Source organism: Lysinibacillus sp. 2017 (assembly GCF_003073375.1).
Classification (GTDB): Bacteria; Bacillota; Bacilli; order Bacillales_A; family Planococcaceae; genus Solibacillus.
This window is the reverse complement of the sequence record NZ_CP029002.1, coordinates 2,141,916-2,163,550: the sequence shown is the minus strand read 5'-3', so window position 1 is coordinate 2,163,550 and position 21,635 is coordinate 2,141,916. Positions and strand designations below refer to the sequence as shown.

Below are 21,635 nucleotides of genomic sequence, written 5' to 3'. Positions count from 1 at the left end.
ATCAAAATATTTAAATTTTTGATAAAATGATGGAACTTGAGTAAAAAGAGGGTGAACAAATGAAGGTATTTTTTAAGCTAGCTTGGTTTTTTAAAGAGCGTAAAAGGCAATACATTATCGGATTATTTATGCTGACGTTAGTTGCTATTTTACAGCTAATTCCGCCAAAAGTAATCGGCTTTACGATTGATGAAATTGGGGACGGTTCGTTAACAAAGGCTGGACTGTTTAAATGGTTAGGTATTATTGTCATCGTGGCGATTTTAATGTACATACTGCGTTATTACTGGCGCCAAATGATTTTCGGTTCGTCTAACTTTTTAGCACGATCACTTCGTCAAAAATTGCATCGTCATTTCACGCAAATGTCGCCATCCTATTATCAAAAGCATCGCGTCGGTGATTTGATGGCGCATGCAACGAATGATATTAGTGCCGTGCAACAAACAGCGGGTGGTGGAGTATTAACGCTATTTGATTCCGTGACAACGGGTGGATTCGTCATTTTAGCGATGGCGATTACGATTGATTGGCGTTTAACAGTAATCGCACTTATTCCGATGCCTTTAGTTGCGCTATCGACGAGCTATTATGGCAAGCTGTTACATGAACGCTTCCGCCATGCACAATCGGCGTTTTCTGATTTGAATGACAAAAACACAGGAAAGTATCTCCGGTGTAAAAGTACTAAAAACATTTGGGCAGCAAAGCCAAGATGTGGATGATTTCACGCGTTTATCGGATGAAGTGGTTGATAAAAACCTGCAAGTGGCGAAAGTCGATTCGTTATTTGATCCGACCATTAGCTTTGTTGTAGGACTAAGCTTTTTATTAAGTCTTGGTTTTGGGACGAAATTCATTTTAGAAGGTGCGATGACTGTAGGGGACTTAATAACCTTTACGACCTATCTAAGTATTCTTGTTTGGCCGATGCTGGCAATTGGGATGCTGTTTAACATCGTGGAGCGCGGGAGTGTATCGTATGACCGTATTGAAAAATTGTTAAATACACCAATTGAAATTGATGATAAGCCAGATGCAATTGCAGAAATGCCTTCTGGGGATATTCAGTTCAATGTGAAAAACTTTATTTTCCCTGGCGATATGGAGCCTTCATTACGCAATGTTCAGTTTGAATTAAAGCGCGGTGAAACGCTTGGGATTGTTGGGAAAACAGGGGCAGGGAAAACGGCGATATTAAAGCTTTTACTGCGTGAATTTGAAGGGTATGAAGGGGCCATCCAATTTGGTAAGTACCCTATTGATGATTATCAAAAAGTGAAATTACGTGAAGCCATTGGTTATGTGCCGCAAGATCATTTCCTGTTTTCAGCGAGTCTCTATTCAAATATTGCATTCGCAAATCCAGAAGCGACGATTGACGAAGTACGTGCTGCCGCGAAATTAGCTAATATTGATGAAGACATTTTGAGTTTCACAGATGGTTATAAAACATTAGTAGGCGAACGTGGCGTTTCCTTATCAGGTGGACAAAAGCAACGTATTTCAATTGCTCGAGCGCTTTTAATGAAGCCAGAGCTCCTTATTTTAGATGATTCGTTATCAGCAGTGGATGCACGTACCGAAGAAGCAATTTTACACGCGCTAAAAGAAGAGCGTAAAGAGGCGACAACGATTATTACGTCCCATCGTTTAAGTGCGATTCAACAAGCACATGTCATTATTGTCATAGATGACGGTACCATCATCGAAAAAGGGACACATGACGAGTTAATGGCATTAGAAGGTAGCTATTATGAAATGTACCAATTACAGCAACTAGAGCAATTAGTGGAGCAAGGAGGCGATAGTCATGGCGAATGAAACGATTTCAAGTAAAGAACAACGCGACGTATTAAAACGATTGCTTTCGTATTTAAAGCCACATAAAAAGCTGTTGTCAATCGCACTCTTCTTCCTTGTATTAACGGTAATTGGTGATATTATTGGACCCTATTTAATTAAAATCTACATTGATGACCATTTAATGGTTGGCAGTTTTGACTTGAAACCTGTCCTTATTTTAGGGATTAGTTATTTTACGATACAAATATTAAACGTGGTTATTACCTATTATCAAAGCTTGAAATTCCAAGAGCTTGCACTTAAAGTCATTCAACAGCTACGAATTGATGTCTTTTCAAAAATTCATAAGCTAGGTATGCGTTATTTTGACCAAGTACCAGCGGGTTCGATCGTATCACGTGCGACAAATGATACGGAAGCGATAAAAGATATGTTCGTGAGCGTTTTGATCAGTTTCGTGCAAGCGGCATTTTTAATAATCGGTGTGTACATCGCGATGTTCTTCTTAAATGTGAAGCTCGCACTCGTGATGCTACTTTTATTGCCAGTTATTATTTATATTATTTTGCTATACCGACGTATGAGTGCCGTTGTTTACATGCGCATGCGTGAAAAGCTAGGGGAATTGAATGCCCGTCTTTCTGAAACATTATCAGGGATGAGCATCGTGCAAGTATTCCGCCAAGAAAAACGCTTTAATGATGACTTCGATACGATTAATGATGAGCATTTTGATGCGATGATGGCCAACACGAAAATGAACAGTTTATTACTTCGCCCAATCATTGATTTAGTGTATTTTACGGCGATTGTTATTTTGTTATTTTACTTTGGTTGGACTTCGTTTGATACAGCGGTGGAAGTTGGGGTTGTGTATGCATTCGTAACGTATATGAACCGTTTCTTTGACCCTATCAATCAAATGATGGAGCGTTTAGCGTTATTCCAGCAAGCGATCGTTGCAGCGTCGCGTGTTTTTGCATTAATGGATAATGAAGAACTAGAACCGAAACAACAGGATCAGCCATTGTCTGTAACGGACGGGCACATTGAATTTAAAGACGTATCGTTTAGTTATGACGGCAAGCAGGATGTGTTGAAAAATATTTCATTTACCGTGAATCCAGGTGAAACGGTAGCACTGGTTGGCCATACGGGAAGCGGGAAAAGTTCCATTATTAACTTACTCATGCGCTTTTATGAATTTGAGCGTGGAGAAATTCTAGTCGATGGGCAATCGATTAAACAATATTCACAACAAGAATTGCGCGATAAAATGGGCTTAGTTCTACAGGATCCATTCCTGTTCTACGGGACAATTGACTCCAATATCCGTCTCCATAATGAAAGCCTAAGCTTAAAAGATGTGAAGGAAGCGGCAGAATTCGTGCAGGCCAATGAGTTCATTGAAGCGTTACCAGATGGCTATCAAAATCGTGTCACAGAGCGCGGTTCGACATTTTCAAGTGGTCAGCGTCAGTTAATCGCTTTTGCGCGCACGATTGCGACGAATCCGAAAGTACTTGTACTGGATGAGGCGACAGCTGCAATTGATACGGAAACCGAAGTGGGGATCCAACAATCGCTTGAGAAAATGCGTAAAGGACGTACAACGATTGCCATTGCACACCGTTTGTCGACGATTCAAGACGCCGAGCAAATTTTAGTGCTGCATAAAGGGGAAATCGTCGAGCGGGGGACGCATCAAGAGTTACTCGCTCAAAAAGGGTTATATGAAAAAATGTTCTTACTACAAAATGGAATAGTGGAATAACGAAACGATTGGCTTCCTAAAGGGGGTCAATCGTTTTTTATTTTTATTGAGTAGTTAAAAATTAAATTTGGCTCATCACAAGTAACGTAGGGGTGAGATAACTTTAGTATTCAAGGTTTCCTGCTTAATCCACCGTTCTGCTACGCTACGGGGGACGCTTTCCGCGGGCACGGCTCCAACTAACTTGTTGCGTGCCACTTACGGCGGCCCACAACAAGTGGATTTTCCGCACGTGCTGTTCCCGCAGGAGTCGCCCCCTTCACTTCGCGGCACTCAATTTTTGCCATAAATTTAATTTTAATTTGGTTTTTCAATAACGCATTTCTTGTAATAAAGTTAAAGGAAAGTGTGTTAATCATAAATGAAACAATGACGTTCACTTTCATTTAAGTTACAATATTTGATTTGAAATTCATATTGAAAAGAGGATAAACTTTATAAATACCCGCCGCCTCGCGTTAGCGCAAGCGGTATAGTTGAACGCTTTTAACCTTGTAAAAGGAAAAACACGTTGAATTGGCTGGCCTCGCATACGGCATTAAAGACAGTGGTATGGACACGTACCACGTGGCCGTAATGCTGTCATGCCGTAGCCAGCCAATAGCTAGACATAACCATTGAAAAAATTAATACAATTTCTAATGCAGTAAGTAAATTTTAACTAAAAAGTAAGTGAAACCTAATTATATGAAAGGAGTCTTACCTAAAAAGGGAGGAATACTTTGTGGGTTTTAAATGTTGCAAGTTTGTTTTTTGGGCGTAGAGCTTGTAGTTGGGGAAGAAGTTTATGACGAATTAGGTGGTGCTTGCAAAACATATCAGGTAAAAAAACAATATACGTGCTATAGCAAGGACACATACAGGGGGAATCAATAATGAAAAAATTCATGAAAATGGGACTTATCGTTGGTACATGTCTACTAGCATTACTCGGTTACGGCATTTATCGGGCATTTTTCGATATGAGTCATTTGCCAACAGGAGAGTTTCTGACTGAAGAAGTATCCCCTGATGGCTCATATACTCTAAAAGCCTATGTCACAAATGGCGGTGCAACCGTGTCATATGCTGTTATAGGTGAACTTATTTTTAATAACCAAAATAAAAAGCCAAAAAATATTTATTGGAATTACCGCGAAGAAAATGCAGTAATCGAATGGGTTGACGATCAAACGGTCATCATTAATGGGCATTCCTTAAAGGTGCCAAATGAAACATTTGATTTCCGTAATCCGTAACAATAATTAAAGCGTTCCACCAGCCCCACCGTCCATATTAATCGCTGTACCTGTAATATAGCTCGCCGCGTCCGATGCTAAAAAGACGATGGCATTGGCTGCTTCTTCCGTGTTTCCGATACGACCAAGTGGGATAGTTTTGCCGACTTCTTTTGAATAGGTATCCCATGATTTATGGGGCATCGCTTTTTTCCAGCGCGCTTCAATTTGACTACTACGGATGAGACCAATACATACCGCATTGACACGAATATTGTATTTGCCTAAATCATTGCTCATCGCTTTTGTGAGAGCAAGTCCAGCTGCGCGGCTTACTGTTGTTGGAAGGCTCTCTGCTGGCGGTGTTTTTGCTAGTACCGCTGATAAATTGACGATGGCACCATGACCTGCCGCCTTCATGAAGGCAACTGCGTATTTTGAGGTATGTATGGCGCCAAATAATTTTAAATCTAAATCCGCTTGCCATAATGGGGTATCGACGTCCTCGAAACTATTTGCGGAAGCTGTCCCTGCATTGTTAATCAAAATTTCGAGCTTGCCATATCGCGCCACAGTTTCCTCGACAATACGTTTGCAATCCGCCTCTTTTGAAATATCCGCAACCACGGTAAAAACTTCAATACCCGTTTGCTCTTGAATAATTGCTTTTGCCTCCGCAAGTCCAGCTTCACCACGTGCCGCAATGGCAACCTTTGCACCTTCTTTTACAAATTGTAGTGCACTATAAAGACCAATTCCTTTACTACCTCCAGTAACTAAAACCACTTTGCCTTGTAAGCCTAAATTCATAATTTTTCCCTCCACTTGTTTATTCTAAATAGTTTTATTATTGTATCAAAATTTTCTGAAGAAATAATTAAAAATAGCGAGATGCAGAGAAAATTTCTAGTAATGAAGAAAATTATAGATTCGACATTTACATCTGAAATTTCGACAACTATAATGAAATGAGCTATATATGACGTTGAAAGTAGGAGCTTTATTAATTAAATAGATTAATAGTCGTATTTTGGTAGAAGATAGAAGAAGGTGCAACAATGTCAGAACAGAAAAAAGGCGTGCTCTTTGCAGCGGCAGCCTATATTATGTGGGGGCTAATCCCACTGTACTGGAAACAAGTGCAACATGTATCCAGTATTGAAATTTTAGTTGGACGAGTTATTTGGGCGTTCATTTTCACAGCAATTTTCATCCTTATTATCGGGCAACGAAAACAGCTCATTGTCGATATTAAGGATTTATGGTTAAAACAACTCCAATTTTGGTCACTTTTTATAGCGTCCATTATCATTTCTCTTAACTGGGGTATTTACATTTGGGCGGTCAATAACGACCACTTATTACAAGCAAGCTTAGGCTATTATATTAATCCCCTGATTTCCGTAATATTCGGGATGTTTTTCTTTAAGGAAAAGTTATCTAAGGCAACGATTTTATCGGTCATCATCGCGGCATTTGGTGTTTGCTTTCAAGTGTTTACAGGTGGGACATTCCCTTGGGTATCGCTTACACTCGCGATAAGCTTTGCGTTTTACGGGGTATTGAAAAAGAAAATTCCGCTTGATGCGACGCGCGGTTTAGCGATTGAAACACTTTTCATTTTACCATTTGCAATTGTTGGTTATATTTTCTTAGCGCAAACTTCCGAAGTATCCTTTTTACACGTGGATTGGAAAACGAATTTCTTCTTAATCGGTAGTGGGATTATTACCGCATTACCCCTTGTATTATTCGCGAAGGGTGCACAAAAAATTCCGCTATATTTAATGGGTTTCATTCAATTTTTATCACCAACAATGAGCCTACTAATCGGTATATTTGTTTATAAAGAGCCATTTACAGGAACTGAGTTTTTCACATTCTGCTGTATTTGGTTAGCCGTATTTATTTTTTCTCTTTCAAAATTTGTCGAGGCGAGAAAACGTCATTCAATCTAATGAATTTGTTGCCCTGTAGCATTTGTTACAGGGCATTTTTTTATAAAAATAAACTACATAATGCAAAATCTATTGAGTTTCTTCTTATTAATAAAGCGAATGAACTAATAGCTACATGTTATAAAACCTGTGATTTTATGTATTGATTTATTAAAAATATTACGTTTTACAATATAATAAATTCTGATAATTAATTTTTCCGCGTTTTATTTCACTTTTCTAATTGTATCAACCGAATCTTTGTGCTATCGTTTCTTAATGAATGGTATGTGAAAGTTTTTACAAATGGTGAAAATTTTCATAGTGTAAAAAAAAAATTAAGTAATGGCAAAGGAGAGTTATTATGTCAGAAATGAACAATCAACAGGTTGAAAAAGTATCTGTTACTCAAGAGCAATTAGACGTATTAGACCAATTATTAAAGCCAGAGGTACAAGCATCATTAACTACGCTTGTTGACAACCTTCCAAAATTGGCTGAAATGACAACTCTATTAACTAAAGCGTATGACTTTGCAAACGCTGTAGCTACAGACGATACATTAAAAAATGATACAGTTGCTGCAGTTACAGAAATGGCTGCTCCAGTAGTTGGTACAGCAAAATCTTTAGCGCAAACTGCTATTGAAGCAAAAGACCGTGCAGAAGAAAGCACTGAAACTGTTGGCGTATTTGGCTTATTAAAAATGATTAAAGATCCACAAGTACAAAGTGTACTACGTTTCGCAAACTCATTCTTACAAGTAAGCGCTGAGCGTAAATTAAACAAATAATTCGCAAAATCTAATTTAAAATGGAGGATGTATTTACTATGTCAAAAGAGATCGTTATTTTAGGTGCGGGCTTTGCGGGTGTACTAGCTGCTCAAACTGCTCGTAAATATTTATCTGCTGATGAAGCAAAAATTACTGTAGTCAATCAATTCCCGACTCACCAAATCATTACTGAATTACACCGTTTAGCTGGTGGTACTATTAATGAAGGTGCAGTTGCATTACCACTTGCAAAAATTTTCAAAGGTAAAGATATTAACCTTGAAATCGCTAAAGTAAACAGCTTTAACGTAGATGACAAAAAGGTTGTTTTATCAAATGGTAAAACATTATCATACGATACATTAGTTGTATCTTTAGGTTCTCAAACTGGTTTCTTCGGTATCCCAGGATTAGAAGAAAACTCATTTGTATTAAAATCAGTTGATGAAGCTAATGCTATTCGTGAGCACATCGAAGCACGTATTAAAGCATATGCGCAAACAAAAGACGAAGCAGATGCAACAATCGTTATCGGCGGTGGCGGTTTAACAGGTGTTGAACTTGTTGGTGAAATCGTTGACCACTTCCCGAAAGTGGCTGCGAAATATGGCGTAAACTTCTCTGATTTAAAAATTAAATTAGTAGAAGCAGGTCCTCGTATTTTACCAGTATTCCCTCCAAACTTAATTGACCGTGCAACTGAATCATTATCTAAACGCGGTGTAGAATTCATTACATCAACTCCTGTAACTGGTGTTGAAGGCAATGTAATTCAATTAAAAGACCGTGAACCAATCGTTGCGAACACATTAGTATGGACTGGTGGGGTAGCTGCACTTCCATTAGTAGCTGAATCTGGTCTTGCTGCTGACCGTGGTAAAGCAACAATCAACGACTTCTTACAATCAACTTCTCACCCTGAAGTATTTGTAATTGGTGATGCTTCTGCGCACATTCCAAACCCAGGTGATCGTCCAACTTACGCACCAACTGCACAAGTTGCATGGCAACAAGGTGAAATCGCTGGTTACAACATCTTTGCTCAAGTAAAAGGTGCTGACTATAAAGAATTCAAATTCACAAACTCAGGTACTTTAGGTTCACTTGGCCGTAAAGATGGTATCGCTACAGTAGGTGCTAACAATACACAACTTGTAGGTTTACCAGCATCATTAATGAAAGAAGCTTCAAACATCCGTTACATGACGCATATTAAAGCGTTATTCGGTTTAGCTTATTAATTTATAGTATTTCAAACGACTAGAGGAATTTTTCCTTTAGTCTTTTTTTGTTTTATTATAAATTATTGAATAATACCGTGAAAAAACAATTTTTTGATTATATTTCCTATTTTGGAAAAGATAGATTACAATTAGTATAATAATAACTTGTAACTTAATAGAGATTGATTCTGGTTGGGGGAAATGTATATGAATATAATTAATAGCGGGGATTCCTTGTTTTTATTAAATGTACAACAACAACTTGAGTATGAAAAATTAAATGAATATGAATTCTATTTTAGCATGTTAAGGCATGATTTTTTAGATACGCCTTCTGCGATAGCTAGTATGAGAGATTGCTGGGTTTACTTTTATTATAAAGAGGTGCCGGATTTTAATTCGGAATTATCATTAATGTATGTATTACGTCGATATATTTTAGAAAATGTTCTAAAAAACCCAAAGTTCGAACGCTTAAAGAAAATTGCAAAAGGGTCGATTACGAACGCGTTAATGTGTGCTGCGTTCACTGTAAATATATTTCTCGACTTTCTACGAGAAATTTTTGAAAGTGTGCCAGAAATAGATGTTAAGTTTTTTTCTAAATTTAGCAATCATTCAAAGATGTTATTTAATGAACAATTTCAACAATATCAAGATTACCCTAAAAAATTAGTGATCATTGAAAAGACTATTTTAAAAGAGTTGCGTAGTCAATTGGAAGTGAATTCAGAACGTTATGAGCAAGCTATTCTAAAGGCAATTCAATTTATGGATCAATATACTTTAAACGAAAAAGAACTTTTTGATAATAAAGGTTATATTCATTAGGAAGTTTAAATGGATAGACAAGTATATATTTTAGAAGAAAGTGAAGCCTATCAATTTAATCGAAACGACCGTTCGTTAGATGAACAACTACACCAATTTCGATTTAGAAATGCTTTTATCTAGATTCAGCGTTTGCATATATTTATTACGAATTATATAAATAATATTGTGAAAATCACCTGGGTTAGTACGAATAATCTTTTTGAATTTACAAATAATACAAAAAATTCTAAAAATGACTTTCACTATTGCCATACTCATATTAAAATAGAAAGAGTACATCGAAGGAGGTATCACTATGTTAGTAAAACAAAAGTATTTAAAAAAGAAAGATGTTAGTTTTGTTAAAGAAACAGATACAATTTCAAAAGTATTGGGCCAATTAAATGACAACGGATTCCGCTGTATACCAGTATTAGACGCAGCAGGTGAAAAATTTATCGGCAATATTTATAAAGTCGAAGTCCTGGAGTACAAGCTAAAAGAGGGCGATATGAAAGAACCCGTTAAAATTTTAGCGGAAGAAGCGGATGCATTTATCCATGAAAACAGTTCTTTCTTTGAAGTGTTCCATTCGATCAAACAGTTACCATACTTAGCAGTTGTCGACACGAAAGGCAACTTCGCAGGGATTTTACCGCATTCAAAGGTATTTGAACTGTTAGAGGAAGCATGGGGTTACCGAACAGGGAGTTGTGCAATTACGATTGCCCTTCCGGATACAGACGGGATTTTAATCAAAGTATTAACAGCGGTTAAGAAAATTTGGTCTGTGCACTGTTTATTCTCCCTAGATGATGATACAACTTATCTTCGCCGTGTAGTCATCACCCTTTCAAAAGGTGCAAAGCAATCCACTGTCGATGAAATAGAAGCATCTATTTTAAAACAAGGGGCACGTATTATTGATCTAGAAGTATTCGATAAAGAAAACTTCTAAGTAAAAATAAATAACTAAACGAAATAAAACGATCATTCAAAGCAATATGAATGATCGTTTTTACTACTTTAATACGTAAATAATAAGAGAAACTAGTTGCTTACTGAACTTTTTCCATTTGCGTTGTTAATGGTAAAACTTCCTCAAAAGTTAATTCAGGATTATTAAAAATGATGCCGTAGCGTAGGCCGTCTTCATCCCATTGAATATATTTAAATTGTTCTAAATCCGTCTTTGATGCAGGGAGACCACGAACTTCTGCTGCCTCATCTGCTGAAATTTTAAGTGCTTCTTGTGGTTTGAGAATTGAAAGCGTAAACGCTGGCTCACCATTTTGCAGGTACGTTAAGGCAATTTCTTTTGTTTCCTCAACATGCATATTCTCAATTGAAACAACTGTTAATCCATTTTGTTCGGGCATTTGTAGAAAAGAGCCGACAAGTCCCGTCGCTTCTTCTAATGTAATGGGGTCTGGCGTTTCAATTTGTTCTGTCACCATATCCGCATCAGCTGGAACTTCTGCGATAAATAACGTATCGTCAATTTTTGCATTCGGTTCAAATTTCGTATATTCCTGGGTTAAATGCATATCTTCTGATGTCGTGACTGTTTTTAATGTCATCCACGTTTTTTTATCGACCCAAACTTCAATATCACCGATTAAGGAATTTTTATTTTTCACCTTGGCAATTAAATGATACGTGTCATGACCGGCAATCTTTTCGTCCTTCCCAACAGAAATTGTATGGGTATTTTTTACAAGATTAAGCATTTGCTGTGCTTGCTCCTGTAGGGTAGGTGGCACATAGCCCTCCATTTCACCGTCCGTCATTGTAAAGATTGAGCCCGAATTTGTAGTTTTGTTATACATCGTTAATGTCTTGCCATCGTTAATAACAAAAGATTCATCGCCTGTTTCCTCAACTGATTCGATTCGGACTTTACTATTCTTTTGCCATTGCTTAACGGTAGAGCTTCCTTCATTGTCTATTGTCAAAGTATACTCTCCGTAATAAGAGGTAATATCAGACGTTTCCAGCATTGCTTGATTTAAAATTTCCTGTGGGGAGTAATCCTCTGCTTGATTACAAGCACCTAAAGCGAGCGTACAAATTAATGCTGTTGAATAAATGATTTTTTTCATTGTTCAATCTCCTTTGGTAGCCAACAAACAATGGCAGTTTCGTTATGTTTTGAAATGGCTTCAATCGTGCCATCGTGTTTTTCAATTATTTGCTTGGCAATACTTAAGCCCAATCCTGCACCGCGTTGTCCTACTTGACTGCGCGATTGTTCGACTTGGTATAGTGGTTCGAATATTTTATCCCACTGCGAAGGTTCAACAGTAGTACCACTATTTTGGACGACGATGTATACACCTTGCTCCTCACATGCCGCAATACACCAGTCCGGTTTTTGTAAAGCTTCGAAGGCTGCTAGACGAATTGTCCCAAATGGATTTGTATGAACCCACGCATTGGACATGAGGTTATCTAATACACGCATAAGCTGCTTAGGGTTAACGCTATACTGACCAAACACATGATTGCTCATTTCAAAAGTAAAGCCTTTTTCCTTACTGATATTTTCGTAATCAGCGAGCAGCATGTCGAAAAATTCCTCGCCGTCTACTGTGACGCGCTCCATTTCATAAGAAGGGGACTGTAGTAGGGTAAACATCATTAAATCGTCGAGCAACTGCTTCATATACACTGATTTTGTGGCAATGATTTGTAAGTATTCTTGCGCTGTTTCTGGCTTTGCTGTACCTGCCTGCAAGCTCTCCGTGTATGCTTGAATCGACGTTAACGGTGTTTTTAAATCGTGTGAAAGGGTTGCTATCATAAATTGTTTTTGCTGCTGTTCCACTTGTAGTTTTTTACGTGTTTCTTCAATTTCTTTTTGCATCGCCTGAAAGCTTTCGCTAAGCTGACCGAATTCATCGTTAGTGACAGGTAAGTTTTTTGTTGGCTGTCCTTTTGCAAAGGCACCCATTTGCTGCATTAAAAGTCTTAACGGGCGATTCAATCGTTTATTTAAAAAATAGATGACGCTGCTGTACAAAATGATTAAAACGAGCACAATACCGCTAACAACAAGTATCGTTTTTGAATGTACTTGCTCGACCCATTCCGTACGAGCAAGGGTGATCTTATACAAACCAACGATTTGACCGTCTGCATAAATCGGTTCCTTGTAAACATACGTTTCGTAATTTTGCTTAAAATCAAATAAATTTTTATACAAGTTGTTTTTCTTCTCAAAAAGAGCATTACTGGCAAGTGGGTTCGATGAGAAAAGTATGCGTCCGTTCGGGGCATACAGTGTAATTATTAGCTCATCCGATGTCTTATCTTCAATGTCATGGAAATCAGTTGTACCTACATACAGGGCCTTGTTTTCCAACGTTTTTTTGATGTTGGATATGGTATTCCACTTTTCAAAATATTCCTCTACGTTTTTATCCTGATAGTAAGCATTAATCGATACATATAAACCATAAAAGGCAAGCAGGGGTACAAGCATGACGATTAAGTACGTCATGAGTAGCCAAGTTTTAATTTTCACAAAGGTTCACCTACGAATCGGTAGCCCTTGCCCCAAACAGTTTGAATGAAATAGGGGCTTTTCACAGGATCTTGTAGTTTTTCGCGTAATGCTTTAATGTGCACCGTTACGGTATGTGTTTGATCGAGTTCGACCTGTTGCCAAACATGGGTGTACAGAGCTTCCTTTGTGAAGAGTTCAAATGGATTTTGTGCAAGAACTTTCAGTAGCGCGAATTCCTTTTGCGTTAAATTGATTTCGTTTTCCTTCAAGTACACACGCTCTTGTTGCCAATCAATTTGTAAACCATTCGCAAAATGAATAACCCTGTCTTCTGGTACTTTGTGATAGCGGCGCCAACGTTTTAGCTGAGAACGTACACGAGCCTTTAATTCCTCAAGTGAAAACGGCTTCGCTAAATAATCGTCTGCCTCCTGTAAGCCAGTCACCTTATCTGAATCTTCGCTTTTAGCACTAATCATAATAATGGGTACATCACTTTGCAGGCGAATATGCTCAATTAATGATAGTCCCTCCATTTCAGGTAGCATCCAATCAACAATTAATAAGTCAAAGTTTGCGGTATAAAAGTCCGCTAATCCTTCTAAACCTGTCGTTGCCCATGCGACATGATAACCTTCGTTCGTTAATGTATCTTTTATTATTCGTGCAATTTCACGATCATCTTCCACTAGTAAAATCTCTTCCATAAGTTACCTCCTGATAAAACTATAGCAAGTAAAAGTTTTAATCTTGATTACTTTATAAATTCTTTATTTTTAAAGGAACTTCAATATACATTCTTATTTTATAATAATTAATCGCTTAATATGGTAATAAAAACTAATTTTTTTATTAAATTGAAATTAAGGGGTTTATATGTTTCCTTATGTGTGTATAAAAAATAGGCTATGTTAAAGTTTGATGTTGAAATTTGATTACCTTCAAAAAAATATCAAAGAATTTCTATTGACATCCTTTATTTTTGAAATGACAGAAACCTATCAAAGTTTACGTTTGTCGAAATTTAATGTGTAATGCTCGTTTGACTTTTAGGGCTTTCATCCAAACGCGAGGACTTACAGCGTTAGACGAAATAAAGTTACCAAACATCGCTTTGGGGACTTTAGGGAAACAAGAATATTGTCTTACAACAAGGATATACTACCTAAAATTAGGTAGGTGGTTAGATGAAAAAAATATCATTAATATGTGTACTATTACTATTAAGTCTAACGACGTTGTTCTATGTAACTTTGGGAAAATCAACAAACGGAAAGGCAATAAACGAAGAAAGTGAACAATTATTAGAAGCCATTTCAGAGCCTTGTAGTCTAATTTTGGAATCTGTTGATAAAAGTCTGACGAATGCAAAAGGTGTAGCATTAATCTATAAAGTGCAATTAAACCCACCAAGTTTTGCAAGAACTAATATAAGTATTCTTGCTGTTCATCTTCCCAAACCATCTTCTTATGGTGACTTTGATAGCTATGAAGGCTTTGCGTTCATTCCCAAAGAAATAAGTTGGCGTTTTAAGCTTTATCCAACCCCAGAGGATAATGGTCCAAGTTGGGCTGGACGATTTGATTTAATTACAGCAGAAATGAAGAATGTCGAAGTTCAGGTACGCCTCTCAAATTCCAAAACTAATAAGTTAGGACCAAGTGTTCTAACAAACAATATTAGTTACTGTAAATAGTAAATTCAAAGTAACGGGTGTTTTACTTCAAGAATGGAGTAAAGCTTTTTTCTTGTTCAACTAACTCTCTCCCGATAGTTAAATAGGGTTTTATTGAGCATCTAATAACTTTCTTAATTCGTTTGTATCTTCAGGCGAAACAATATAGCCATATTTTTCGTGACCGGTATAGGTTATTACGCTTTCATCCCCCGCATTTCCAAGTAAGAGATGTAATCCGTGAGTATCCCCATTTTCATAACGAATCAATATGTCGTAGTCTGGTTTTTCGTTAATCACATCAACATCTTGATTTTTTCCTTTTGCTTTTTTTAGAACTTCCTTGAAACCTGATATTGCTTCTTCTCGGTTAATCGAAAGGATATAGTTTTCATTTAATCCACCATAACCATTAGATTTAGAAATTGAAATATCAGATACATTATCTAATAATGTAATCTCTTCATTTTGAGACTGACAAGCAATTAGAGTAACACTACAAAAAGCTAATAGTACTGACAATAATCGTTTCTTCATAACAAAACCCCTTCCATTTATCAATCTAGACATAAATTGTAAATAGAAAGTTCCCAAACCGCTGTTGAATTGACCCCTAAAAGTTAGACACAGTTTTTTAAGCAACTATCAGAATAAGTGGATCGAACAGTCCTCTTTAAACAATTTTTTCACAGAGTCCCAGAGCATTATTTTCTATAAAAAACAGCGACAAACACTGAATTAAAAGTGTTTGTCGCTGTTTAAAATGCTACCTAACTTTGATTTGGGAACATTATTATGAATGATTATGTATATCTTATAAAACTTTAATGAACAAAAATATCTTGAATTTAAGTGTGCTACTACAACAATTGCGCCCGATTGTTGAATACCGAAAAAGAGTATTTTCGCAAATAATTTAAATTCCCCTTAAACTATTAGGAAGAAATGCCCGCATTCATATTCAGTTAACTTTAAAATATCACCATATTTTTCATGCCAATCTCCATTCTCCAAATCAGTGTTTAATCTATTTAGACATTCACAAACGACCTCTTTGCGACCTTTAGCAAGTGGAGATGTTCCCTCGTGAAAGTCTTTGTTGAAATATAATTCAGGCTTTCTCCAACCACTAAAGAAAAATTGATCTACTAAATCATACGGAAGTGGATATGCTTTTATTTTTACAGGTTGTGTAATCTGAGCCTCTACCAATTGTGATAAAACCTTTATAGGTGGATGGATTTTGTATGCGTCTTCCAATAAAGGCTTAAAATAATCCAGCAACCAACAACCTGTAGCACACATTCTTGGGTCTAAAGTAAAAATCACGATCCTACCATTTTCTTTTAAAACTCTTTTCATTTCACTAAAACATAAGGATAAGTTTTTAAAATGATGTGACGCAAGCGTGCAGATAATTCCGTCTACTGACTTATCCTCTAACGGTAGACTCTCTGCAACACCCTCTTTCCAAATAACATTCCTATGTTGTTTACCTTGTGTTCTCATTACTTCCGAAGGCTCCAAAGCAATTACACGATATCCTATATTTGCTAATTCGTAACTATAGTTACCTGTTCCCGCACCAATGTCTAATATCGTTGCTGGAGCATCTACGTCAAGTTCCCGTATTAATCTTTGTACAATACGTGTATCTGCACGCCTAGTAGTGTTATAGGTCTTACCAATTTGATTGTAAATCGCCATTTTTTCCACATCCCTTTTGTAAGATTACTTTAAAGAAGGACTTAGTAAAAGAAGAATGAAGTGATTCGAAAATGAAATTTGATGTGATTTGAGATTTACACAAGAATTGCATATTAAGTGATGTGACAATTGTTATTGTTTCTTACCTTTTCGTTCTAAAAGTACAGGTGCTATATTTAGTAAAATAGAAACAATTGTCAAAAGCCAAAACACCTTATTCATAGCAGGTACTTCCCTTAAAGCTGACCAATCTTCACTTTTTATCCAATTCGATACAAGACTATGTTCTGCACAGAGTGTTAATGCTGTAAATGATAATCCCATTGCCATCGCAAGTTTATAATCTTTACCTGTTGCATACATATAAAGATTTATAAAAGTTATAACTATCGCAATAAGACCTAATATTACCCACATAATAATGCCTCCATCATACTTTCATTTTTTAATATAGACGTAAATTGTAAGTATATGGTTCCAAAACCACTGTTTGGGAACATTTCATTGAGATTCTATTTATATGTTACAGCTCTTCAGAACAAGTGGATTGAACAGTCCTCTTTAAAATGATTTCTCGCAACATCTCAGAGCATTATTTTCTAATAAAAACAGCGATAAACACTGATTTAACAGTGCTTGTCGCTGTTTGAAATGTTACCAAGCTTTTATTTGGGAACGTTATTAGGTTAATTTTTGTATGCTTTATAAATCCTTATCGCACTAATGCAGCAGTTTAGTTCAACAATCTGGACCGATTGTTGCATAAAATAAGAGAAGAATCCCTTCAAAAAGGATTCTTTTATTTATGATGATATGTAAAAAGTATTTGACATTTTTTGGCCAGTGATACAATAATACATGTAAAATACTTTTTACATTTATGAAGAGGAGCATTCCTGTTAGAAACATTTTCGGGGACTTGAAAATAAAAAAGCCCTCTTGTATGATGCTTGAGTGTCAACAGCCATTGACTCGCACATCTACAGAGAGGACTTCCAAAAATGAATTTTAATACGAATGAAAAAATTAATCAAGTTTCTGAAAATACTTTAGTCATCGGCATCGACATTGCCAAACACAAACACTTCGCTTGTGCAATTGATGATCGTGGCCGTGTGCTCCAAAAATCATTTCCAATACTGCAATCGCGCGTTGGATTTGAAGGCTTTTATGAACGTCTACTTACGTTAAAAGTAGCCCATGAAAAACAGGGAATCCTTGTTGGTTTCGAGCCAACAGGTCACTATTGGATGAACTTAGCAGCGTTTTTAACGAACTACGGGATTCCGTTTGTGATGGTCAATCCGATGCACGTCAACCGTTCAAAGGAATTGGACGATAATCTCCAAACTAAAAATGACCAAAAAGATGCACTCGTCATCGCACGTTTAATGCGAGATGGACGCTTCAGTTATCCTCGTCTTTTAGAAGGTGTGGAAGCGGAATTACGAAATGGCGCGACATTGCGCTCGAAAATTCAAGAAGATTTAAATGCCCTTCGAAATCGCCTGATTCGTTGGTTAGATCGCTTCTTTCCCGAGTTTCCACAAGTCTTTAAGAAGTTCGGGAAAATGGCGTATGCGGCGCTCGAAATGACGCCACTACCTTCGGATATTAAAGGGAAATCACCAGATGAACTACTCTTCTTATATCGCCAAGTAGAAGGAATGAAAAGCCCACAACTACCAAAGGCAAAACAATTAGTTGAAGCGGCTCAAAACTCGATTGGATTAACAGAAGGTTTAGTGATGGCCAAATATGAAATCGCCACACTGCTTTCGCAAATCAAATTGATGCAAGCTCAACTTGATGAATTAACGGTTCAGCTCACAGAGCTAGCGAAACAAATGACAGATTATGATTATTTAGCATCTATACCAGGAATCGGGGATGTAACGGTTGTCGATTTACTTTCAGAAGTCGGTTCTTTAACACAATATGAGCATCCACGCCAATTAATTAAACTCGCGGGACTTACATTGCGTGAAAACTCTTCTGGTAAGCAAAAGGGACAAAAGCGCATTTCTAAACGAGGAAGACGTAAGCTACGAGCACTCTTGTTTCGTGTGATGATGCCCCTAATTCGACATAATCAAGCATTTAAGCAATTACATGAATACTACACAACACGTACAGTGAATCCACTTCGCAAGAAGCAATCGATTGTCGTCCTGTGTGGCAAGTTACTCAAGATTTTACATGCCTTGTGTAAAAAGAAAACAATGTTTAACGTACAACAAATGATGAACGATTTCGCCAGTCTTCAAGCAGCTGCTTAAACGTACTTCATCAAAAGTCCAACCAAGAGGATGACACGGAGAAGCCGGCACTATTTATTCCATTCGACCGTGCACAAATAGCAACGAGTCCCCTGAGGAGCATCGCCAGCCTCTGCCTTATGAATAGACCGAACGAAGGAATGTACGCGCAATTAGACGCCTAGAGACATGGGAGGGTCCGTCATCATAAGCAACGCAGAGATCCAAATGTGCATCAAAATAACGTACTGGATCAAGGGATTAATTACCATTAAAAGGGAATTAATTTAGCGAAGCTTTCAGGTGTATTGTTAAAAAAATCAATAATTACAAAATAAAGATAGATGTACGTGTCGAAAAAAATTTTTTGAACACTCAAAAATGGCGCGAGCCATTGATATATCAACATTTATAGAGGGAGGAAATAAAATATGGACTGGATTGTTTTAACTGTTCTTTTTATTATCATAGGGATTAGTGTTATTTTGATTATCAGTACTCTTGTATCTTTACCACAATTGGGTGACGAAAGAAAAAACCTTATCAAAATGAAAGCCCAGTCCTACTCCTTTGCAATAGTAATCGGATACGCGATAATTGAACTTTTTAAAAAAATATATATAAATATTTGGAAAGATGGTTCGTATGAGGGTATAAACCCATTTACCTTTCTCATAACGACTTCCATTATATATTTAATTTCATTACTATTTTTTAGGAAGAAATACGGTGGTTAAATGAAAAATCACATTAGAAAATTAAGGAAATCAGCTGAATTATCCCAAGAAGAACTAGCTAGGCTCTGTAAGGTATCCAGACAAACAATAAATGCAATTGAGAATGATAAATACGACCCTACTTTGCAATTAGCATTTAACATAGCAAGTGCATTAGAAACTACGGTAGATGAGCTGTTTGTCAATAAATAAAAAACCAAAAATCGGGCGTGATTGTTTAATAAGCGTCTCTGTTCTTATTAAACTAACGGGTGCCCTTTAGTGCAACAAGGATTTATAAAGTATGCAGAATCATTCAAAATAACGTTCCCAAATCAAGTTAGGGAACCAATCCCCCCATTCAATTGAATAGGGGGATTTTGACTGCTTATGAACAGTATGTCCTCAAACCACTGTTTGGAAAACTTTTACCTCAACTAACGTGGGCAAAGGGTTGCAAATCAGCAGGTTAAAAATTTTTAGCTTGTTCAGCAATCGAGCCAGATTGTGGAGCAACGCAGTCTAAAGGAATTACAAAAGAGCAATTAAACTATTAGTGAATTTATATATCTTCCTTTTTTGTTTACTTTCATTAAATAAAAATAATTAATGAGATTTTTTCATAATATGTAAACTTTTCTTTAGGTTCTGCGTTGTATAGGCAGAAGGGAGGTAGACATGGCAAAGCAATCAATGAATGAATTTCTGCAGCAAGTAGGAACTATGTTATATTGCTATTTGAGAAAACGTGGACTAGCCCATGAGGATGCAGAAGATATTGTTCAAGATACATGTTATAAATTTTTATTATATAAAAATGGGATTCAATCGGAAAAAGTAATGAGCTGGTTATACCGTGTAGCTACCAACCAGTTTTATGACCTCAAGAGAAAAGACAAGCGCCATCCAACAACCGATATTGATGGAGTTCAGCTAACAGCATTGACTAATCTCCCAGAAATGCAGATTTTGAAAAAAGAAAAATCAAAGGACGTACGAGACACGCTAAAAACGCTGTCCATCTTGCATCAAGAATTATTAATTCTAAAATATGAGTTGGGATTATCGTACAAAGAGATTTCAGCTTTAATGAACATGAATGAGAATACGCTAAAAACCCATGTCAGACGCGCAAAGGAAAAGTTTATAGGACGATTTGAGGAGGATGTTTATTATGAATAAGAATCAAAATAGTTTCTTATTTGATGAAAATCAAGCAAAAAAAATAATGAGAAAAGCTAAGTTTTGGTCAACGATAAAAATTATTGGCATTACGATAATTGTTACGCCAATTGTTCTAGTAATTTTATTGTATAGTTTTAGTCAGTTGTCATCTTATAATGCCCATAAAACAATGGATGATATTGTGCAGTTTAACAAAATCAGTGCACCTAATGTTCATATTAGTAATCAAACATATAATCCTAATTGGTTAGGAGGAGAAATACAGATAAAGACCTATAAGGTACTTGGAAACAGACCTTATATTTGGGAGCCAATTGAAGGAAGTTACAATTTGTTCGGTACTTTTACGCGAAATTACGGTTTATATGGATCAATTCAATTAGATGGATCTGAATCACTCATAGAATCACATCAACTCGAAAGGTTTAATGCTTACACTGGTGATAGAGAGATGCTGTTTTATCATCCTGAAATATCATATGATATTTATAAGGATAGCCTAAGTGAGCTAAATCAATTTGAAGAAAACACTTTAGTAGAAATCGGCTTATCTTTTAATCAAGCATATAATCTTGATGAAATTAAAAGTATTCTCCCTCCTAATGTGCAGGTAGTGTGGTGGTGGGTAGATGCCTATACAAATGAGCGATTAGATTTTATGAGGCAAGCACAGGGTACCATTCAATCTGATTCTCCGTTCATTTATGGATTTCATTCAGAGCAATCAAAACCAAAAGCTCAACAATCTCAAAACGATGAGATTGGCTCTTTTATTGGAAACATTGAGGGTCTTCGAGAAAGTAAGAACTTTGAGTGGGAAATAGACCAAGTATATCAATCTTTAATAGGGGAAAATGGCACTTTAGATAAAAGTGATGTAAAAATTATTGGGGCCGTAGTAACTGGCACATCAGAGCAATTAGAGTTATTACAAGGGCAAACATACATTAAAGCATCTACATTCGGGGTAATATCTGATTGGAAATAGGTGTAACTTGAAAGACAATAAAACATCTTCTCTTTAATAAGATGGCGTTTTC

21 protein-coding genes and 1 pseudogene are annotated in these 21,635 nt (G+C 36.7%); 14 read left to right on the top strand and 8 right to left on the bottom strand.

Annotated elements, in window-relative coordinates; translation table 11 throughout:
- The first annotated feature begins 59 nt into the window (after positions 1 to 59).
- Both DCE79_RS10465 and DCE79_RS10460 read left to right on the top strand, forming a co-directional pair.
- Positions 60 to 1,824 (top strand): annotated as a pseudogene (locus DCE79_RS10465) (ABC transporter ATP-binding protein).
- Positions 1,814 to 3,580: an ABC transporter ATP-binding protein gene (locus DCE79_RS10460; protein WP_108713002.1), complete on the top strand. Its 1,767-nt coding sequence runs from the start codon at positions 1,814 to 1,816 to the stop codon at positions 3,578 to 3,580. The pseudogene DCE79_RS10465 and the gene DCE79_RS10460 overlap by 11 nt, the downstream one beginning before the upstream one ends.
- A gap of 179 nt (positions 3,581 to 3,759) precedes the next feature.
- Here DCE79_RS10460 and DCE79_RS10455 read toward each other — a convergent pair whose 3' ends face one another.
- Positions 3,760 to 3,939 (bottom strand): hypothetical protein, encoded by a 180-nt coding sequence (locus DCE79_RS10455; RefSeq protein WP_135841918.1) that lies wholly within the window; start codon positions 3,937 to 3,939, stop codon positions 3,760 to 3,762.
- Positions 3,940 to 4,455: 516 nt separating this feature from the next.
- Between DCE79_RS10455 and DCE79_RS10450 the strand changes: the two genes are divergently transcribed.
- On the top strand, positions 4,456 to 4,818 hold the full coding sequence (locus DCE79_RS10450; protein ID WP_108713000.1) for a DUF5412 domain-containing protein: 363 nt from the start codon (positions 4,456 to 4,458) through the stop codon (positions 4,816 to 4,818).
- A 6-nt stretch (positions 4,819 to 4,824) separates the two neighbouring features.
- On the opposite strand, the gene DCE79_RS10445 is transcribed toward DCE79_RS10450, so the two are convergent.
- The gene (locus DCE79_RS10445; protein ID WP_108712999.1) at positions 4,825 to 5,607 is read right to left on the bottom strand and encodes an SDR family NAD(P)-dependent oxidoreductase; all 783 of its coding nucleotides are present in this window, start codon (positions 5,605 to 5,607) and stop codon (positions 4,825 to 4,827) included.
- A 248-nt stretch (positions 5,608 to 5,855) separates the two neighbouring features.
- Here DCE79_RS10445 and rarD point away from each other — a divergent pair, with 248 nt between their 5' ends.
- From rarD to cbpA, 5 genes are all read left to right on the top strand, one after another.
- Positions 5,856 to 6,755: an EamA family transporter RarD gene (gene rarD, locus DCE79_RS10440; protein WP_108712998.1), complete on the top strand. Its 900-nt coding sequence runs from the start codon at positions 5,856 to 5,858 to the stop codon at positions 6,753 to 6,755.
- Between the two features lie 343 nt (positions 6,756 to 7,098).
- Positions 7,099 to 7,527: a helical membrane plugin domain-containing protein gene (locus DCE79_RS10435; RefSeq protein WP_108712997.1), complete on the top strand. Its 429-nt coding sequence runs from the start codon at positions 7,099 to 7,101 to the stop codon at positions 7,525 to 7,527.
- A gap of 38 nt (positions 7,528 to 7,565) precedes the next feature.
- Positions 7,566 to 8,750: an NAD(P)/FAD-dependent oxidoreductase gene (locus tag DCE79_RS10430; RefSeq protein ID WP_108712996.1), complete on the top strand. Its 1,185-nt coding sequence runs from the start codon at positions 7,566 to 7,568 to the stop codon at positions 8,748 to 8,750.
- A 189-nt stretch (positions 8,751 to 8,939) separates the two neighbouring features.
- A complete protein-coding gene (locus DCE79_RS10425) occupies positions 8,940 to 9,563 on the top strand; it encodes a serine protease (RefSeq protein ID WP_108712995.1) in 624 nt (207 codons plus the stop codon).
- Between the two features lie 298 nt (positions 9,564 to 9,861).
- Positions 9,862 to 10,503 carry a cyclic di-AMP binding protein CbpA gene (cbpA, locus tag DCE79_RS10420; RefSeq protein WP_108712994.1) on the top strand — a complete coding sequence of 214 codons (642 nt, stop codon included), beginning with the start codon at positions 9,862 to 9,864 and terminating at the stop codon, positions 10,501 to 10,503.
- Positions 10,504 to 10,603: 100 nt separating this feature from the next.
- Here the strand turns inward: cbpA and DCE79_RS10415 are convergent, their stop codons facing one another.
- Genes DCE79_RS10415 through DCE79_RS10405 form a run of 3 tightly spaced genes read right to left on the bottom strand, consistent with a single transcriptional unit; the run spans position 10,604 to position 13,760 of the window.
- Entirely contained in the window at positions 10,604 to 11,647 is a 1,044-nt protein-coding gene (locus DCE79_RS10415; protein WP_108712993.1) for a LolA family protein, read from the bottom strand.
- On the bottom strand, positions 11,644 to 13,071 hold the full coding sequence (locus DCE79_RS10410) for a sensor histidine kinase (protein WP_108712992.1): 1,428 nt from the start codon (positions 13,069 to 13,071) through the stop codon (positions 11,644 to 11,646). The genes DCE79_RS10415 and DCE79_RS10410 overlap by 4 nt, the downstream gene beginning before the upstream one ends.
- Positions 13,068 to 13,760, bottom strand: a complete 693-nt coding sequence (locus DCE79_RS10405; RefSeq protein WP_108712991.1) for a response regulator transcription factor — start codon at positions 13,758 to 13,760, stop codon at positions 13,068 to 13,070. Before DCE79_RS10405 ends, DCE79_RS10410 begins: the two co-directional genes overlap by 4 nt.
- Positions 13,761 to 14,240: 480 nt before the next feature.
- On the opposite strand from DCE79_RS10405, the gene DCE79_RS10400 reads away from it, so the two are divergent.
- Complete coding sequence (locus DCE79_RS10400) at positions 14,241 to 14,750, top strand: YoqH family protein (RefSeq protein ID WP_108712990.1); 510 nt, start codon at positions 14,241 to 14,243, stop codon at positions 14,748 to 14,750.
- 90 nt (positions 14,751 to 14,840) lie between these two features.
- Here DCE79_RS10400 and DCE79_RS10395 read toward each other — a convergent pair whose 3' ends face one another.
- The 3 genes from DCE79_RS10395 to DCE79_RS10385 form a co-directional block, all read right to left on the bottom strand.
- Positions 14,841 to 15,266, bottom strand: coding sequence for a YhfM domain-containing protein (locus DCE79_RS10395; RefSeq protein ID WP_108712989.1), 426 nt, complete (start codon positions 15,264 to 15,266; stop codon positions 14,841 to 14,843).
- A 390-nt stretch (positions 15,267 to 15,656) separates the two neighbouring features.
- On the bottom strand, positions 15,657 to 16,436 hold the full coding sequence (locus DCE79_RS10390; protein ID WP_108712988.1) for a class I SAM-dependent methyltransferase: 780 nt from the start codon (positions 16,434 to 16,436) through the stop codon (positions 15,657 to 15,659).
- 132 nt (positions 16,437 to 16,568) lie between these two features.
- Positions 16,569 to 16,853 (bottom strand): hypothetical protein, encoded by a 285-nt coding sequence (locus DCE79_RS10385; protein WP_108712987.1) that lies wholly within the window; start codon positions 16,851 to 16,853, stop codon positions 16,569 to 16,571.
- A 584-nt stretch (positions 16,854 to 17,437) separates the two neighbouring features.
- Here DCE79_RS10385 and DCE79_RS10380 point away from each other — a divergent pair.
- From DCE79_RS10380 to DCE79_RS10360, 5 genes are all read left to right on the top strand, one after another.
- A complete protein-coding gene (locus DCE79_RS10380; RefSeq protein ID WP_108712525.1) occupies positions 17,438 to 18,715 on the top strand; it encodes an IS110 family RNA-guided transposase in 1,278 nt (425 codons plus the stop codon).
- Positions 18,716 to 19,125: 410 nt separating this feature from the next.
- Complete coding sequence (locus DCE79_RS10375) at positions 19,126 to 19,431, top strand: DUF2178 domain-containing protein (protein WP_108712986.1); 306 nt, start codon at positions 19,126 to 19,128, stop codon at positions 19,429 to 19,431.
- Positions 19,432 to 19,623 (top strand): helix-turn-helix transcriptional regulator, encoded by a 192-nt coding sequence (locus DCE79_RS10370; protein ID WP_108712985.1) that lies wholly within the window; start codon positions 19,432 to 19,434, stop codon positions 19,621 to 19,623.
- Positions 19,624 to 20,088: 465 nt separating this feature from the next.
- On the top strand, positions 20,089 to 20,592 hold the full coding sequence (locus tag DCE79_RS10365; RefSeq protein WP_108712984.1) for an RNA polymerase sigma factor: 504 nt from the start codon (positions 20,089 to 20,091) through the stop codon (positions 20,590 to 20,592).
- Entirely contained in the window at positions 20,585 to 21,583 is a 999-nt protein-coding gene (locus DCE79_RS10360; protein ID WP_108712983.1) for an anti sigma factor C-terminal domain-containing protein, read from the top strand. The genes DCE79_RS10365 and DCE79_RS10360 overlap by 8 nt, the downstream gene beginning before the upstream one ends.
- Positions 21,584 to 21,635 lie beyond the last annotated feature (52 nt).